This is a genomic window from Flavobacterium sp. (genome assembly GCF_035195345.1).
Lineage (GTDB): Bacteria > Bacteroidota > Bacteroidia > Flavobacteriales > Flavobacteriaceae > Flavobacterium.
On sequence record NZ_CP136574.1, the window covers coordinates 1688087 to 1705607 of the forward strand.

The 17521-nt window shown below is 33.0% G+C and carries 20 protein-coding genes; 9 read left to right on the forward strand and 11 right to left on the reverse strand.

Annotated elements, in window-relative coordinates; genetic code table 11:
- The 7 genes from RSE15_RS08165 to RSE15_RS08195 all read left to right on the forward strand — a co-directional run bounded on the left by RSE15_RS08165 (position 1) and on the right by RSE15_RS08195 (position 4976).
- The gene (locus RSE15_RS08165; RefSeq protein ID WP_324067392.1) at positions 1–375 is read left to right on the forward strand and encodes a hypothetical protein; all 375 of its coding nucleotides are present in this window, start codon (positions 1–3) and stop codon (positions 373–375) included.
- Positions 376–394: 19 nt separating this feature from the next.
- Positions 395–598, forward strand: a complete 204-nt coding sequence (locus tag RSE15_RS08170) for a hypothetical protein (protein ID WP_324067393.1) — start codon at positions 395–397, stop codon at positions 596–598.
- Positions 599–614: 16 nt separating this feature from the next.
- Positions 615–779, forward strand: a complete 165-nt coding sequence (locus RSE15_RS08175; protein ID WP_324067395.1) for a hypothetical protein — start codon at positions 615–617, stop codon at positions 777–779.
- A gap of 57 nt (positions 780–836) precedes the next feature.
- Positions 837–1295, forward strand: coding sequence for a hypothetical protein (locus RSE15_RS08180; RefSeq protein ID WP_324067397.1), 459 nt, complete (start codon positions 837–839; stop codon positions 1293–1295).
- 8 nt (positions 1296–1303) lie between these two features.
- Positions 1304–2314: an IS1595 family transposase gene (locus RSE15_RS08185; RefSeq protein WP_324067399.1), complete on the forward strand. Its 1011-nt coding sequence runs from the start codon at positions 1304–1306 to the stop codon at positions 2312–2314.
- A gap of 374 nt (positions 2315–2688) precedes the next feature.
- On the forward strand, positions 2689–3303 hold the full coding sequence (locus tag RSE15_RS08190; RefSeq protein WP_324070438.1) for a DUF6438 domain-containing protein: 615 nt from the start codon (positions 2689–2691) through the stop codon (positions 3301–3303).
- A 71-nt stretch (positions 3304–3374) separates the two neighbouring features.
- Positions 3375–4976: a fumarate hydratase gene (locus tag RSE15_RS08195; RefSeq protein WP_324067401.1), complete on the forward strand. Its 1602-nt coding sequence runs from the start codon at positions 3375–3377 to the stop codon at positions 4974–4976.
- 68 nt (positions 4977–5044) lie between these two features.
- Here the strand turns inward: RSE15_RS08195 and RSE15_RS08200 are convergent, their stop codons facing one another.
- From RSE15_RS08200 to RSE15_RS08250, 11 genes are all read right to left on the reverse strand, one after another.
- Positions 5045–5443 carry a hypothetical protein gene (locus RSE15_RS08200; RefSeq protein WP_324067403.1) on the reverse strand — a complete coding sequence of 133 codons (399 nt, stop codon included), beginning with the start codon at positions 5441–5443 and terminating at the stop codon, positions 5045–5047.
- A gap of 135 nt (positions 5444–5578) precedes the next feature.
- Positions 5579–6742: a class I SAM-dependent rRNA methyltransferase gene (locus tag RSE15_RS08205; protein WP_324067405.1), complete on the reverse strand. Its 1164-nt coding sequence runs from the start codon at positions 6740–6742 to the stop codon at positions 5579–5581.
- A gap of 114 nt (positions 6743–6856) precedes the next feature.
- Positions 6857–7225, reverse strand: a complete 369-nt coding sequence (locus tag RSE15_RS08210; protein ID WP_324067406.1) for a four helix bundle protein — start codon at positions 7223–7225, stop codon at positions 6857–6859.
- A gap of 129 nt (positions 7226–7354) precedes the next feature.
- A complete protein-coding gene (locus RSE15_RS08215) occupies positions 7355–8014 on the reverse strand; it encodes a CoA transferase subunit B (RefSeq protein WP_324067408.1) in 660 nt (219 codons plus the stop codon).
- A gap of 133 nt (positions 8015–8147) precedes the next feature.
- Complete coding sequence (locus RSE15_RS08220; RefSeq protein ID WP_324067410.1) at positions 8148–8846, reverse strand: CoA transferase subunit A; 699 nt, start codon at positions 8844–8846, stop codon at positions 8148–8150.
- A 14-nt stretch (positions 8847–8860) separates the two neighbouring features.
- Positions 8861–11155 carry a penicillin-binding protein 1A gene (locus RSE15_RS08225; RefSeq protein ID WP_324067412.1) on the reverse strand — a complete coding sequence of 765 codons (2295 nt, stop codon included), beginning with the start codon at positions 11153–11155 and terminating at the stop codon, positions 8861–8863.
- A gap of 1 nt (position 11156) precedes the next feature.
- The gene (locus RSE15_RS08230; protein WP_324067414.1) at positions 11157–11654 is read right to left on the reverse strand and encodes a gliding motility lipoprotein GldH; all 498 of its coding nucleotides are present in this window, start codon (positions 11652–11654) and stop codon (positions 11157–11159) included.
- Complete coding sequence (locus RSE15_RS08235; protein WP_324067416.1) at positions 11635–12795, reverse strand: PSP1 domain-containing protein; 1161 nt, start codon at positions 12793–12795, stop codon at positions 11635–11637. Before RSE15_RS08235 ends, RSE15_RS08230 begins: the two co-directional genes overlap by 20 nt.
- 178 nt (positions 12796–12973) lie before the next feature.
- Entirely contained in the window at positions 12974–13204 is a 231-nt protein-coding gene (locus tag RSE15_RS08240; protein WP_026725596.1) for a ferredoxin, read from the reverse strand.
- Entirely contained in the window at positions 13204–14445 is a 1242-nt protein-coding gene (locus RSE15_RS08245) for a peptidase U32 family protein (protein WP_324067420.1), read from the reverse strand. The genes RSE15_RS08240 and RSE15_RS08245 overlap by 1 nt, the downstream gene beginning before the upstream one ends.
- The gene (locus RSE15_RS08250) at positions 14445–15803 is read right to left on the reverse strand and encodes an oxygen-dependent tRNA uridine(34) hydroxylase TrhO (RefSeq protein ID WP_324067422.1); all 1359 of its coding nucleotides are present in this window, start codon (positions 15801–15803) and stop codon (positions 14445–14447) included. The genes RSE15_RS08245 and RSE15_RS08250 overlap by 1 nt, the downstream gene beginning before the upstream one ends.
- Before the next feature lie 218 nt (positions 15804–16021).
- On the opposite strand from RSE15_RS08250, the gene recA reads away from it, so the two are divergent.
- Both recA and RSE15_RS08260 read left to right on the forward strand, forming a co-directional pair.
- Positions 16022–17026 (forward strand): recombinase RecA, encoded by a 1005-nt coding sequence (recA, locus tag RSE15_RS08255; RefSeq protein WP_264548632.1) that lies wholly within the window; start codon positions 16022–16024, stop codon positions 17024–17026.
- A gap of 93 nt (positions 17027–17119) precedes the next feature.
- A complete protein-coding gene (locus tag RSE15_RS08260) occupies positions 17120–17521 on the forward strand; it encodes a hypothetical protein (RefSeq protein ID WP_324067426.1) in 402 nt (133 codons plus the stop codon).

Sequence of the window (17521 nt, forward strand, 5' to 3'; positions counted from 1 at the left end):
ATGGATAAAATGCTTAAATATGCTTCAATATTAATTATTCTAATCAGTTTTGTTTCATTTTACAGAACATTTCAAGAATACAAAATATTAAATTCTGGAAACAAAATCTCTGTTAGTGTTTTCTCAGTACCTATTTCGTGTAGCGAATCTTCTAAAACTTCTAAAGCTTATTTTACTTTTTACTTTAACGAAAAGAAACAAAGTAAAAGGTTAGAAGGTCGTTGCTCAATAAATGTTGGAGACAAGATCAATCTAATTACAAATGAAACAAAAGATATTTTCCTCTTTGAAGATGAAGATATTCATTTTAAATTTTTAGCCGGTTTACTGATTTTTGTTGCTGGAATTTATTGTTATTTCAAAGCAAGTAAATAATTTTTTAGTTTAAATAAAAATGAGTTTTTTTGAAGATATAATTATCAATTTAGGACAAGAAGGCATGTACTTCTTTTTTAAAAGACTTGGTATGCTAACTAAATGGATTTGTTATTCAGGAAAAAAACCATTCTCTGAAATTAAGAATGAAAATTGGAATACTAGGATAGGCTTCGTTTTGTTTTTAATTATAGTTGGGTTAATAATTTATATTGTAGATTAATTCCTCAAAGCTTTAAATGAAAAATATATTCTTTTTATTAATTTTTATTTTCTTTTTTTCTTGTGAAAAAAAAGAGGAAAACCTTTTAATAGGTAACTGGTGTTTTGATGAACGATTAAAAAATGAAGGTTATGATTCCTTCGATGAAGAAATTTTTGGTTTAAATATTTCGGAATTATAAAGAATTTGGGATATAACTAAATTTAACTATCTTCGTGTTCCACCTAAACACAAAGATATGAAAACAAAAATTAACGATTCAACTAAAACAATTATAAGTTACGTTATAACTTTTTTGTCTCCAATACTTTTAAAGATTGAAGGATTTATAAGTTTATTTCAACAATTATCTAACACAAAAACAACAATGACTACATTACAAATATTTGAATTAATAGCACTGCCATTCTTTTTTTTAGGTGTTTTTATATATTTTGATAAAAAATTCAAAGCTATAAAACAAGATTTGAAAACACAAAGTGAAATACTAAGAGATGATTCTCATGAAATTGATATGTATTTATCTACTGTACAAAATAGGAAAACACAATATCTATATGATTGTATAAAGGCAAACACTATTTTGCCTGAACCAAAAAAATGGATGACCGAAGAAGAAGAAAGATTACATTCTAAAAACTCAAATGAAAGAGCAGAAATTATAGAATCAATAAATGAGCGTTTAAGTAAAAATTAAGTTTAAAAATGAATATAGTAGAAATATCAGAAAAATTCCCAACGGAATTAGATGCTGTTAAATACTTCGAGGAAATCCGTTGGGGCGAAAAACCTATTTGTGCTTATTGTGAATCTACTAATCTTTCTAAACGTGGTAAAGATTTACGTTTTAAGTGCTACAATTGTGGTAAATCTACTTCTGTAACTGTTGATACGGCTTTACATTCTACCAATATGAGTTTAAAAAAATGGATGTTTGCATTTTCTATTGTTTGCGATGCTAAGAAAGGTTTATCTGCTTTACAATTACAAAGAAATCTAAATGTAAGTTATCCAACCGCTTTAAATATGTATCATAAAATGCGAAATTTAATGAGTATTGAAAATGATAGCATAGAGTTAGAGGGTATTGTAGAAATGGACGAAATGTATGTTGGAGGTAAGCCAAGAAAATTTAACAACGGAGAAACAAACAAGCCGTTATTTAAAACTTCAATTCCAGAATTAGACGAAAGAATAGACGAATTAAAAGAAGTTGGAATTAAATTCAAAAGAGGTAAGGGAAATCCAGCAAAATCGGCTGAAAATCCAAAAAGAGGTAGAGGAACTTCTAAAATTCCCGTAATAGGAATAGTTGAGAGAAATGGAGATGTAGTAGCACAAGTTTCAAAGCACGTTACCGCCAAGCAATTAAAAGATATGGTTCAAAAATACGTTGATACTGATGATAGCGTTTTAATTTCAGATGAGTATAGAGGTTATTCAAGAATAAATGAAATTATAGAACACGTAAAAATAGACCACCAAAGATTATATTCATACAAAGGAATAAATACGAACTCAATTGAAAGTTTTTGGGCAATTATCCGAAGACAAATAATTGGACAACATCATCAAGTAAGTTTGAAACACTTACCTAAATATGTTGCAGAAGCCGTTTTTAAATACAATAATCGAAAAGAAGATGATATGTTTGAAACTCTTGTTATAAATGCTATGAAAACCCCTAAATCGGATATTATCCCAAATTCTTTATAATTCCGAAATATTTTAAACGATAGTGTTCTTGAATATAAGTTTGGATTCTATGAAGATGTGCCAACCTCAATGAATGTGTTGCATTTTGATCGTAAAAACCTAAATATGAAAATTAATGCCCAACGTTTTTTAGGGACAAAAACAAAATATAAGGTAAAAGACTCAACATTGTTTTTTTGGGATAAATCGGGTTCTTTTTGGGTAGAATATAAAATTAAAAGTCGAATCAAAAGCATTTAATTCTTGAAGACCAAAATCAAACAGAATATAATTTAATTAAAACAGAAAATAATTATAACAATTCTACGCTATATGACGCCATAGTTGTTGATAGAGAAGGTGGATTTGGATGTTGCGGAATAAATACAACATACATCAATAGAAAGGGAGAAATGTATTTCAAAGGATTGGGCTATAATACAAATGAAAAGGATTTTAAAACTCAATTAGATTTAAAAACAGTTACTCAAATATTTGATAATTTTGATAAGATTGATATCCTTAAAATGGACGACTCATACCACAGATCTGTTACTGATGCTCAGAACAATTCAATATCATTTATTAAAAACGGAAAAATTGTAAAGTCTATTCAAGATTATGCAAATAAAGCTCCTTTAGATTTTTTTGCTGCTTATAATGAATTAAGTTATTTATATCAAAAAGTTAAAAAGAAAAATGACATTGTTTTTCTTTTTGATAATCGCGTACATTTTCCTTCTTTTGAAAATAAAAAAGTCCAAAATAAAATATATAATTCAGAATTGTTTTTACTTGAATTAGAATTAATGAAAGGGAAAGAATGTAATGTAAGTTTTAATCCAAAATACAGCTTAAACTTCTCTAATTTGAATCAAGGTTTTCTTTTTAATAAAATAGAAACAGATGGAAGGTATTATAAATTCATTTATAAAAATAACACTTCGAAAACAATCGATATTGGTTACAATTTTATTGAAGTAAACTCAATAATAAAACTAAAACAATAATTTATTTAAGAAACTAGAATTTCACAAATACTACAAAAATCCGTAACTTTACCTTTCAAAACATACACACAATGGACTTTTTATATCAAGACCCGTATCCAATTTTAAAAGACGATACTCAATACAAAAAATTAACTTCCGATTACGTAAAAGTTGAGCAACTTGGCGATAGAGAAATCTTAGTAGTAGATCCAAAAGGATTAGAACTATTAGCACAAGAAGCAATGGACGACGTTTCATTTATGTTGCGTTCGGCACATTTACAAAAACTAAGAAACATTATCGAAGACCCAGAAGCAACAGACAACGATCGTTTTGTGGCTTATAACTTATTACAAAATGCTGCTGTAGCTGTAGAAGGTCAATTGCCTTCTTGCCAAGATACTGGAACTGCAATTGTAGTTGCTAAAAAAGGCGAAAACGTTTACACCGGTGTAGAAGATGGCGAATGGTTATCAAAAGGAATTTACAATACGTACCAAAATAAAAATCTTCGTTATTCGCAAATTGTTCCGATTTCGATGTTTGAAGAAAAAAACTCAGGTTCAAATCTTCCTGCTCAAATTGATATTTATGCGAAAAAAGGAAGTTCGTATGAATTCTTATTTTTAACAAAAGGTGGTGGTTCAGCTAACAAAACGTTTTTATATCAAAAAACCAAATCGTTGTTGAATGAAAAATCGTTAGACGAATTTGTTCGTGAACGCATTATGGATTTAGGAACTGCGGCTTGTCCTCCGTATCACTTGGCTATCGTTATTGGTGGCACTTCTGCAGAAGCGAATTTAGCAGCAGTGAAAAAAGCATCAGCAGGATATTACGACAATCTTCCAACTTCTGGAAACATGTCAGGTCAAGCGTTTCGCGATTTGGAATGGGAAAAAAGAGTACAAATCATTTGTCAAGAAAGTCAAATTGGAGCTCAATTTGGTGGAAAATATTTAACACATGATGTTCGTGTGATTCGTTTACCTCGTCATGCGGCTTCTTGTCCGGTTGGAATGGGAGTTTCTTGTTCGGCTGATAGAAATATCAAAGGAAAAATCACTAAAGATGGTATTTTCTTAGAGCAATTAGAAACCAATCCAGGTCAGTTTTTACCAACAACAGCGCCTCATTTAGAGCCAGCGGTTGAAGTTGATTTGAACAAACCAATGCCAGAAATTTTAGCAGAGTTATCAAAATACCCAATCAAAACACGTTTGAAATTAAACGGAACTTTGATTGTGGCTCGTGATATTGCACATGCAAAAATCAAAGAATTGTTAGACGCTGGAAAACCAATGCCAGAGTATTTCAAAAATCATCCTGTATATTACGCAGGTCCAGCAAAAACTCCAGACGGAATGCCATCAGGAAGTTTTGGACCAACCACAGCAGGAAGAATGGACGTTTATGTAGACGAATTCCAAGCGGCTGGTGGAAGCATGATTATGTTAGCAAAAGGAAACCGAAGCAAAGACGTAATGAACGCTTGTAAGAAACACGGCGGATTCTACTTAGGTTCGATAGGTGGTCCTGCTGCTATTTTAGCAAAAGAAAACATTTTATCAGTAGAAGTCGTTGATTTTGAAGAATTAGGCATGGAAGCCGTTCGTAAAATTACCGTAAAAGATTTCCCAGCGTTTATTATTACCGATGACAAAGGAAATGATTTTTTTATGAATCTTTAATCTCAGAAAAAAGAGAATAGAATACAGAAAATAGACAAACCTGTGAGTTGAAAGACTTGCAGGTTTTTTTATTTGTAAAATCTCTTTATGATTTGAAAAGACAATAATTCTATAAAGATGAGAACACTATAAAAAAGAATATTTGTGCTAAATTCAAGATTATTGAAACTTATATAAAGCTCATAATCTGAACCATATGCTTTTTCAATTATTCCTTCAACTAATGAAATTCCTAATATAAATGCTAATAACGAAATCATGAATACAAACAATAGTTTCTTAAAAAAACTGATTTTATAAAAATCATAAATTAATATTGTTCCAACTATTAAAACAAAGAGAAAGTTTAAATAATGAAAATCTACATCCATTCCTCCTTTAACAAACATTGAAGGAAAACTATATGAAATAATTAAAATTAAAACTATAATAATGAATGCTTTCAGAAAATTTGAAATTGATTTCATAAGTGAAAAAATATTTATCTTCTTGTTTCAACAAAATAAATTAAGATTCCTTCGGAATGACAAACTATGCGTAAACTATAGAATACTGAACTCTGAAGACTCCCAACTAACAACTCTAAACTCCCAACTAAAAACCTACTCAACAAACAACACCAATCCCTTCAAATAATGTCCTTCTGGATGGTAAATATTCGTTGGGTGATCGGGGCCTTGTTCTAATTTGTGCAAAACTCTGATGTTTCTTCCGGTTTCTATGGCTGCTGCGGCAATGGTGTTGTAGAATAAAACATCATCAATAACTTGCGAGCAAGAAAAAGTGAATAAAATTCCGTTAGGCGCTAAGGCTTTTAAACCGGCAATATTTAGACGCTTGTAGGCTTGCGTTGCGGTGTGTTTGCTTTTGATGCTTTTCGCGAAAGCGGGTGGATCTAATACGATGACATCATATTGTTGTGTGTGTTCTTTCATGAAGTTGAACACATCGTCAGCTACGGCTTTATGATTAGCGTTTGGAAAATTCAATTCCATATTACTGGCTGCTAAATCTACTGCTTTTTGAGAAATATCTACTGAAGTTACCAATTCTGCACCAGCACTCATCGCGTAAATTGAAAATCCGCCTGTGTAGCAAAACGTGTTTAGTACTTTTTTGCCTTTTGAGAATTCGCCTAATAATCTTCGGTTGTCGCGTTGGTCTAAGAAGAAACCTGTTTTTTGCCCTTCTACCCAATTTACTGAAAACAAAATGTTGTTCTCTTTAGCAACTGCTTCGGCTTTGTTTCCAAATAAGAAATAATCGGTTCCTGTGTTTGGTAATGTTCCTGCACTTTTGCAATAAATGGTTTCGCAATTGTCTGAAAAATTAGATTTTATGGCTTCCGCTATTTGCTCCATTTGAAGAAAAACTCCCGTTGAATGCGCTTGAATCACCCAATTTTTATCGTAATAATCAATAATTAATCCCGAAATTCCATCACCTTCTCCGTGAATGACACGGAACGCATTGGTAACTTCAAAATCCAATAACTGAGTACGTAAATACCAAGCCGATTGTAGTTTGGCTGCCCAAAAGTTTTCAGAGAAAGTCTCTTCGCCAAACGTCAAAATACGAACTACGATACTTCCTTTATCACTGAAATATCCTGTTCCTAAATGAATGTTTTTCGAATCGACTACATCTACCATTTCGCCGTCGTTTATTTCACGACTCACGCCATAAACCGCACCACTGAAAATCCAAGGGTGACGACGTTGAATAGATTTTTCTTTACCTGATTTTAGAATTACTTTTGGGAACATGTTAATGTGTCAATTAGTCAATTAGTCAATGTGCCGATACAATGTGTCAATTTGAGAATTAGTCAATTATTAAATTGCTAACTCATCAACTAATTGGCATATTGTCTCATTGCCTTATTGGCTAATTTTTTTGGTTGTTGAAATGATTTTGTTTGTGATTTTCAATATATCAAAAACTTCAGATAATAATTCTTCTGTATTTGGATAATTTTCCAACTCATTACAAAGGAATAACCAAAATTCGGTTTCATCAGCTTCTTTCATTGCAATTTTCATTTTATGAATAAAATCTGCTTTGCTTTCAGAATTTTGAGCTTCTTTGATATTAGCTCCGATTGAAGTTCCTGATTTTAATAGTTGATTGGCGATTACATACTTTCTGTCTTCTTCTAATTTTTCTGTGTATTGAACCACTTTTTTAGCAAATTCAAATGATTTTAAAAGAATTAAATTGTTTTTGTACTTTTCTTGAAATGTTATCATGGCTTATATATTTAATGTGTCTATTTTAAAATGTGTCAATCTAATTAGTCAATTTGAAAATGTGTCAATGTGCCAATTCTTATCATTGATTCATTGACTAATTGTCACATTGGCTTATTGCCTCATTGGCTAATTAATACTCATTTCAGGAATATCTCCTTCAATAATTAAATCAGCTTCTGTTGCTTTGATGATGTCTTCCACTGAAACGCCTGGTGCGCGTTCTAACAATTTAAAACCTTTAGGTGTGATTTCTAAAACCGCTAATTCGGTAACGATTTTTTTTACACAACCCACTCCAGTTAATGGAAGTGTACATTTTTTAAGAATTTTTGATTCTCCAGCTTTATTTACGTGCATCATTGCCACGATGATATTTTCTGCTGAAGCTACTAAATCCATAGCGCCGCCCATTCCTTTTACCATTTTTCCTGGAATTTTCCAGTTGGCGATATCTCCATTTTCAGAAACTTCCATCGCACCTAAAATAGTTAAATCTACTTTTTGCGCACGAATCATTCCGAAACTAAAAGCCGAATCAAAGAAACTTGCTCCTGGTAAAGTTGTAATCGTTTGTTTTCCTGCGTTGATAATATCGGCATCTTCTTCCCCTTCAAAAGGGAAAGGTCCCATGCCTAAAACACCATTTTCCGACTGAAATTCTACTGAAATATCCGTACGAACATAATTGGCAACTAAAGTTGGTATTCCTATTCCTAAATTTACATAGTAACCATCTTTTACTTCTTGTGCTATTCTTTTTGCGATTTGATTTTTATCTAATGCCATAATGTAATGTGTCAATGTGATAATGTGTCAATGTGCCAATTTAATTAGTTCATTTGAGAAAGAGTCAATGTGTCAATTGTTTTTATTGACTCATTGGCTCATCGTCTAATTGGCTCATTGGCATATTGTCTAATTATTTTTGTCTAACAGTTCTTTGCTCAATTCTTTTTTCAAATTTCTCTCCTTGGAAAATACGGTTGACCATAATTCCAGGAATGTGAATTTCGTTAGGATTTAAAGTTCCAGCTGGGACTAATTCTTCAACCTCAGCAATTGTGATTTTTGCAGCACCTGCCATACAAGCGTTAAAATTACGAGCCGTTCCTTTGAAAATAAGATTTCCAGCTTCGTCACCTTTCCACGCTTTTACGATAGAAAAATCAGCTTTGTAAGCCAATTCCATTACGTGCATTTTACCATTAAATTCGCGTGTTTCTTTTCCTTCTGCTACTTCTGTTCCAAAACCAGCTGGGGTAAAGAATGCTGGAATTCCGGCTTGAGCAGCACGACATTTTTCAGCTAAAGTTCCTTGTGGTGTTAATTCTACTTCCAACTCGCCTGAAAGCATTTGACGTTCGAATTCTGCATTTTCTCCTACATAAGAAGAAATCATTTTTTTGATTTGACGTTTTTGTAATAGTAATCCCAATCCGAAATCATCAACCCCTGCATTGTTTGAAATACAAGTTAAATCGGTAACATTTTTATTTACTAATTCAGCAATACTGTTTTCTGGAATACCACAAAGTCCAAAACCACCTAACATGATAGTTTGTCCGTCCTGAATTCCTTCTAACGCTTCTTTAACGTTGTTAACTTTTCTAGAAATCATATTTAGTTTGTTGTTTATAATCCAAATTCATCCATGCTTGGTTCATCTGTTGGAACAATCGCAGTAGTATCTACTTCTTTTTTAGGTGTCCAACAATCCACTTTTATGGATAAGTTTTCTGGTTTTTCAAAAGGTTCGTTTGACACATCTAAATAGGGATCATCATAACATTTCTTCATAAAAATACCCCAAATAGGAAGAGCTGTTGTAGCACCTTGCCCCATATTTGTTGAACGAAAGTGTGCTGCTCTATCTTCATTTCCAACCCAAATTCCGGTTGCTAAATTAGGTACCATACCTATAAACCAACCATCAGAATTGTTTTGAGAAGTTCCTGTTTTTCCTGCAATTGGATTTCCAAAACTATAATCATATTGCACAAATCCAACTCCTCCATAATTTAATCTTGCACCTGTACCAGACTTTGTAACACCTTCCATTAATTTAACAACAGCATAAGCTACATCTTTGTTAACGACGTCTTTTTGATAAGGAACAGGTTGATCTATTACGACACCATTTTTATCTTCAATTTTAATAATAAACGTTGGCTTTACATATACTCCTTGATTAGCGAAAGTACTCATGGCTCCAACCATCTCTTCAACTGTAATATCTACTGCGCCCAAAGCAATAGAAGGTTGAACTGGAATTTTGGATGTTACTCCTAACTCTTTAACCATATCTACTACTGCCTGAGGTCCTACACGATCAATTAATTTAGCTGAAACAGTGTTTATTGAATTAGCTAATGCTTTTTGTAATGTTGTTGTACCTCTGTAATTACCATCTGAATTTTTTGGTGACCAATCGGCATCGATTCCCCATTTGCCTTTTGGCATGGTGAAATAACTATCAATTATTGAATCACATGGCGACATTCCTAATTGTTCGATAGCTGTTGCGTATACAAAAGGTTTAAAAGTTGAGCCTACTTGTCTGGCTCCTTGACCCACGTGATCGTATTGAAAATATTTATAATTTACACCACCAACCCAAGCTTTAATATGACCACTTCTTGGTTCCATAGCCATCATACCTGTTTGTAGCATGTGTTTGTAATATATGATTGAATCTTTAGGTTTCATGATGGTGTCTTTTTCACCGTCATAAGTAAAGATTTTCATTTTTGCTGCAACATCAAAAGATTTAATAATTTCTTCCTCTGATTTCCCATTCAAATCCATTTTTCTCCAACGCTCAGAATTTTTCATGGCTTGGTTCATAATTTGTTGGGTTTGCTCTGGAGTAATATCAACAAAAGGAGCGTTTTCTTGGTCTTTATTCCTTTTAAAAAACTCTCTTTGAAGATTTTTAAGATGTTCGTAAACCGCTTCTTCTGCATATTGTTGCATTTTAGAATCGATAGTCGTATAAATTTTTAAACCATCACGATACAAATCATATTCAGTTCCGTCTGGTTTTAAATGGTCTTTCACCCATTTTTTCATGTAATCTCTAAGATATTCTCTGAAATAGGTGGCGCTACCTTCCGAATGACTTTCAGGTCTGAAATCTAATTTGATTGGAAGTTTTTTTAATTCTTCTTTTTTTGATTCGGTAATTACACCATTTTTAACCATTTGTCCTAATACCGTATTTCTTCGATCTAAAACTAATTTTGCTCTTTTTTTACGATTTGGATTGTATAAAGATGGATTTTTTAACATCCCCACAAATAAAGCACCTTCTTCAATGGTTAGGTTTTTAGGCTCTTTATTCATGTAAATTTTGGCAGCCGATCGAATTCCAACCGCACCATTAACAAAATCGACTTGATTTAAGTACAAAGCAATGATTTCTTGTTTGGTATATTGACGCTCTAAACGAATAGCAATAATCCATTCTTTAACTTTTTGAATTACCCTAAACAAAATAAATTTTGATCCTTCCCCATGAAATAAGTTTTTTGCTAATTGCTGGGTAAGTGTACTTGCTCCACCATCTCTACCTAAATTTACGACTGCTCTTAAAGTTCCTTTCGCATCGATACCTGAATGTTCATAAAAACGTTCATCTTCTGTAGCTACTAACGCTTTTACTAAATGCTGCGGAAGTTCGTGATATTTTACGGGTGTTCTGTTTTCTTTAAAAAATTTCCCAATAACAACACCATCAGATGAAATAATTTCAGTTGCTACATTAGAGTCTGGGTTTTCTAAATCATCAAACGAAGGCATTTTACCGAAAAACCCCCATGAAGCGAAAAGGAATAATAGTATTATCCCTAAAAATCCGTAGGCAAATAATTGCCAAAATTTTCTTTTATACTCTGAAAAATCGGTTGTATTTGCTTTTCTGTTAGCCATACTATTTACTATTTTCAATTCTTAATCCTAGTTCTGTAATCCCTTTTAGTTCAGATACGCCGGATACTTTTCCAGTTTCTCTTACTGCCTGCACTACCTCAACATTGTATTTTCCAACTCTTTTAAAGCGGAAATTTTCTAAATACCACAATTTACTTTCTTTCACATCTGAAAACCCTTCTCCTAAAAGAGTACCATCAGGGTTCGCCATTAGATATTCCAAAGTATCTACAGTGATAGTAGGCTTTATCCCTGGCTCTTTCATAGTTACAATTAAGTACATATTATTAAAGGGATAATTATTGTTATTTCTAACATTCAAAAACAAATGATAAGGATTTACCGTATCTTTTTGTTCAAATGTAAAACGTAACGTGTCTGATTTTTTCCAAGTGCCGTCTAACTCTTTATATTCACTAAAAAATTGCTTTTCATCGCATGCGAAAAAAAGAATCGATACCAGCAATAATCCAATAAATTTAATCTTTTTTAGGAGCATTTTTAAAATTTGATGGTTTACGTTTTTTGTTTTTATTATTGTTCTTTCTCTTTGGTTGATCAAAACGAGTCAAACTGTCTTGACCTACTACATTTTCGAATTTTTTCTCTACTTCTTGAACTGTTTCAACTACATAATCTTCTAAAGCTGCTACACGTTCTTTTTTCTTATTGATGGCTAAAATCTCTTTTACTTTTTCAACAGGTAAAACCATCCATTGTGCTGGAGCATTCGCATAAGAAAACCACATGATTTCTTTGAAAATATCGATTTTCTGACAATAAGCATCTCCCTTTTCGGTATACAATTTAGTATCCATGTCGGGCATATCTTTCAATGCATCTAGATAGGTATCTAATTCGTAATTCAAACAACACTTTAATTTTCCACATTGACCCGCTAATTTTTGAGGATTCAACGACAATTGTTGGTAACGTGCTGCCGAAGTATTCACACTTCTAAAATCAGTTAACCAAGTAGAGCAACACAATTCTCTTCCGCAAGAACCAATACCTCCTAAACGAGCAGCTTCCTGACGGAAACCTACTTGTTTCATTTCGATTCTAATTTTGAAATCTTGTGCAAACTCTTTTATTAATTGACGAAAATCGACTCTATCATTAGCTGTGTAATAAAACGTTGCTTTTGAACCATCGCCTTGAAATTCTACATCAGAAATTTTCATTTCCAATTTCAAATTGATAGCAATTTCACGAGCACGCATACGCACCGCTTCTTCTTTATTTCGAGCTTCTGTCCAAATATCAATATCTCTTTGCGAAGCTTTTCTATATATTTTAGCTAAATCTTTATCGGGATTTTCATTTTTCTTTTTCATTTGAATTTTAACCAATTCGCCTGTCAAAGTAATAATTCCGATATCGTGACCCGGAGAAGCTTCGGTAGCGACAATGTCTCCAATAGATAACGTTAGTTTTTCTGTATTTCTAAAAAATTCTTTTCTTCCGTTTTTAAAACGAATTTCAGCCGCATCAAAAGGAGCCTGACCTCCTGGCAATGTCATGTTTGACAACCAATCAAATACCGAAAGTTTGTTGCAGCTATCGGTGCCGCAAGTCCCATTATTATTACACCCTTTTGGTGCACCGCCGTCAGCGGTTGAACAACTTGTACATGCCATAATTTAAATATATAGTGATTGTCCTTAAATGGACTACGTTTCAAAACGTTTTTGAGCGTAAAGATATTGATTTTTTATGGAAACTTTCAAATTCAATCTTTTGAAGTTTTACAAAAACAAAAAACCTATCTGTTATTAAAACGAAATAGGTCTTTTTATAGTATTGTAAATCTAAAAATTATGTTTCTTTCACGGTAATAATGTGAACCGGACAAGCCTTTGCTGCTAATTCACAATTTTCAACAATGGTATGGTCAGCCGATTTTAAAGTATGAAAACCTTTGGCATCAACTGATTTTATTAAGACTGATTTTCCGTCTTTTTTGGACATTTGAAATTGGGCTGGTGCCATTTCAACACAATAATTACAGCCAATACATTTGTCTCTTTGTAGTGTTACAACGACCATTAGTTTTCTACAATTTTATACATTTTATCCGATAAACGAATGCGGAACGGCACTTTCAAAGTACAACTATCACCTTTGGTTGCTTTTTCTGAAGTTGTATCATTCACAAAGAAATCTTCTAAAATTAATTCTTGTGCACCAGTTGATGGGCCTGTAATTAAAATTTTATCGCCTTTTTTGATATCATAGGCTTCAATTTTGAATTCGGCTATGCTTGATTTTGGAAAATAATGCATTCCTTTTCCAACGTATACTTTTTTCTGAGTTGCATTAGAACCTGGATTATCTGACCATTCGCCTAACTTTTGTCCCAAATAATACCCGCTCCAAAAACCACGATTGTAAACCGTTGCCAAAGCTTCCATCCAAGTGTTGATTTTTTCTTTGGTAAACGTTCCATCATAATACGAATCGATAGCTTCACGATAGGTTTTGATAACGGTTGCCACATAATCAGCTGCACGTCCTCGACCTTCAATTTTTAACACTTTTATTCCAGAATCGATTACTTGATCTAGAAAATCTAAGGTGCATAAATCTTTGGGCGACATTAAATATTCGTTGTCAACTTCTATTTCAAAACCAGATTCTTGGTCAATTACGGTATATTTTTTACGACAATTTTGCTTGCAAGCACCACGATTTGCTGACGAATTATGCGAATGTAAACTCAAATAACATTTTCCCGAAACCGCCATACACAAAGCGCCGTGACCAAAAATCTCAATCTCAACTAAATTGCCACTTGGACCTTTTACTTGTTCTTTTTCGATGTCTTCGGTAATTTTTTTCACTTGCCGTAAACTCAACTCGCGAGACAATACAATGGTATCGGCAAACATGGCGTAGAATTTAACCGTTTCAATGTTAGTCACATTCAATTGGGTTGAAATATGCACTTCCATTCCTATCGTTCTAGCCGTCATAATAACCGCTTGGTCGGATGCAATTACAGCCGTAATTCCAGCTTCTTTGGCTTTGGTCAACAATGTTTTTACAATCGATAAATCGTGGTCGTAAATAATTGTATTTAAAGTTAGATAGGTTCTAACATTTTTTTCGTTGCAACGACGCGCAATTTCAGGTAAATCATCCAAAACGAAATTTACTGTTGCGCGGGCACGCATATTTAATTGTTCGACACCAAAATAAATCGAATCGCAACCATTATCTAAAGCCGCTTGCATGGATTCGAAATTTCCTGCAGGAGCCATTAATTCTATTCTTCCAGAAGTTGTCATTAGCTGATAATTTTAAATAATTTATCCGATAATCTTACTCGGAATGGTACTTCAAAAGTTACTTTATCGCCTGTTTTTGCAAGAGCATTTTCAGTTCCGTTTACCAACATTTTTTCTAAAACCATTTCTTGATTTCCCGTTGTTGGACCCGAAATTAGAATTCTATCACCAATATTTAATTCTTGGTTTTCTATAACGAAAAGTCCTACTTGTGCTTTCACATAATAATGTTCGGCTTTACCAAGCAATACTTTTTTTACTTTTATTTTCTGACGAATGTCTTTTGTTTTTTCGGCTACAGCCAAAGGTTTATCGGACAATTCGCCTGAATGTTTGAATTTCAAATTCTCCGATTTTCCTTTTCGGAACACTTTATTACCTACTTGTTTTCCTCTGCGAAGTTTAACTTGTTCGGCTAATGGCAAATGCGTGATTTCTAAACATTCTGTGGAACAACAATTTTCCATAGCAGCTTGACATTCATCACATTGAATGAACAATAAGTGGCAACCATCATTTAAACAATTGGTATGATTGTCGCAAGGTTTTCCACATTGATGGCATTGCGAAACAATATCGTCAGTAATTCTTTCACCTAATCTATGATCGAAAACAAAATTCTTTCCAATGAATTTACTTTCTAAACCTTCCTCTTTAAGTTGCTTGGCATAATTGATGATTCCGCCTTCTAATTGGAATACATTTTTAAAACCTTGGTGCTTGAAATAGGCTGACGCTTTCTCGCAACGAATTCCTCCGGTGCAATACATCACTAGGTTTTTATCTTCTTTAAAGTCTTTTAATTGCTCGTTGATGATTGGTAAACTTTCTCTAAATGTTTCCACATCCGGCGTAATCGCACCTTTAAAATGTCCGATTTCACTTTCGTAGTGATTTCTAAAATCAACTACAATGGTGTTTGGATCTTCTAATATTTGATTGAATTCTTTTGCTTTTAAATGCACACCAATATTAGTAACGTCAAAAGTTTCATCATTCAAACCATCCGCTACAATTTTGTCACGAACTTTTACAGTCAATTTCAAAAACGAATGATCATCGTGTTCTACGGCTACATTTAAACGAATGCCACGCATAAAATCATAGGCTTCTAAAGTTTCACGAAAAGCTTCGAAGTTTTCAGCGGGAACACTCATTTGAGCATTAATTCCTTCCTTGGCTACATAGGTACGCCCAAGAGCATCGAGTTTGTTCCATTCGATAAATAAATCGTCGCGAAATTTTTTGGGATCTTCAATTTTGGCATACGCATAGAAAGATAATGTAAGACGTTGTTTTCCAGCTTCATCAATTAGTTGAGCTCTTTCTTCTGCGCTTAAGGTGTTATACAGTTGCATGCTATAAACGTTTTAAGATTAGAAAATATGAGACGCGATAAATCGCATCTGTACAAAATGGAATTCTAAATGGAAGAATTCGGGAGCAAAGGTAATAAAATTGGTTAAAAATCAAATCTTTAAATGAATTGGAAAACATATCAACAATTTTTGGAGCAATTGAAAAAAACTGTATTTTTACAAAAAAAAGAATTGTAATCAATTTAAAGCCAAATATTATGAGTTCAGACAAAGAAGCCAAATTAAAAGCCTTACAACTAACATTAGACAAACTTGACAAAACGTACGGAAAAGGAACCGTAATGAAACTAGGCGATAGCGCTGTTGAAGAAATAGAGGCTATTCCGTCAGGTTCATTAGGAATTGACTTGGCCCTTGGAGTAAATGGTTACCCAAGAGGAAGAGTTATTGAAATCTACGGACCAGAATCGTCAGGTAAGACTACATTAACATTACACGCCATTGCTGAAGCTCAAAAAGCAGGAGGAATTGCAGCATTTATTGACGCAGAACACGCTTTTGACCGTTTTTATGCTGAAAAATTAGGAATCGATATTGATAACTTAATTATTTCACAACCAGATAATGGCGAACAAGCCTTAGAAATTGCAGAAAGTTTAATTCGTTCGGGAGCTGTTGACATTGTTGTTATTGACTCGGTTGCTGCTTTAACACCAAAAAGTGAAATTGAAGGCGATATGGGTGATTCTAAAATGGGATTACACGCGCGTTTGATGTCGCAAGCATTGAGAAAATTAACAGGAACGATTCATAAAACAAACTGTACTGTATTTTTTATTAACCAGTTACGTGATAAAATTGGGGTTATGTTTGGAAGTCCAGAAACTACAACTGGAGGAAATGCATTAAAATTCTATGCTTCTGTTCGTATTGACATTCGTAAATCCACTCAAATAAAAGATGGCGATAATGTTTTAGGAAACAGAACCAAAGTTAAAATTGTTAAAAACAAAGTCGCACCACCTTTTAGAACTGCAGAATTTGATATTATGTATGGTGAAGGAATTTCAAAAGTAGGTGAAGTTTTAGACTTAGCGGTAGAGTTTGAAATCATTAAAAAAAGTGGTTCTTGGTTTAGCTACGGAGAAACTAAATTGGGTCAAGGTAGAGATGCGGTAAAAGCATTGATCAAAGACAACCCAGAATTAATGGATGAATTAGAACAAAAAATTAAAGATCTCATCAAAGAAAATAACGCTTAAAAATTAAATCACGCCTTGAGCGTGATTTTTTTTGTAAATTGACGCAACCTTTTTAAAAAAAATTAATCTACTAAGTATAATAAACCATTACAAATGAAAAAATTAATTTTATTAGTAAGCCTTCTATTTTTGTTCAATTCTTGTCAGTTAGATGAGAATAATTTTACTGTTGAAATTTTACCGGTACATACTGTTGAAATGCCCACTGAATTTACTCTTGGTGAAGTATATGAAATTACTATGGAATATTACAGACCCTCAAATTGTCATTCACCATATGGTGTTTATTATGAAAAAGATTTGAATGTAAGAACTTGTGCTGTAAGAAATTTGGTTGAAGAAAGAGGCAATTGTGCACCAGTAGAAAATATTTTGGTTAGAGAAACATTTAATTTTCATGTTACAAACACCGGAAACTATGTATTTAAGTTTTGGACAGGAACCGACAGTGAAGGAAATGACACATTTATTACACATGATGTTCCAGTAAATTAA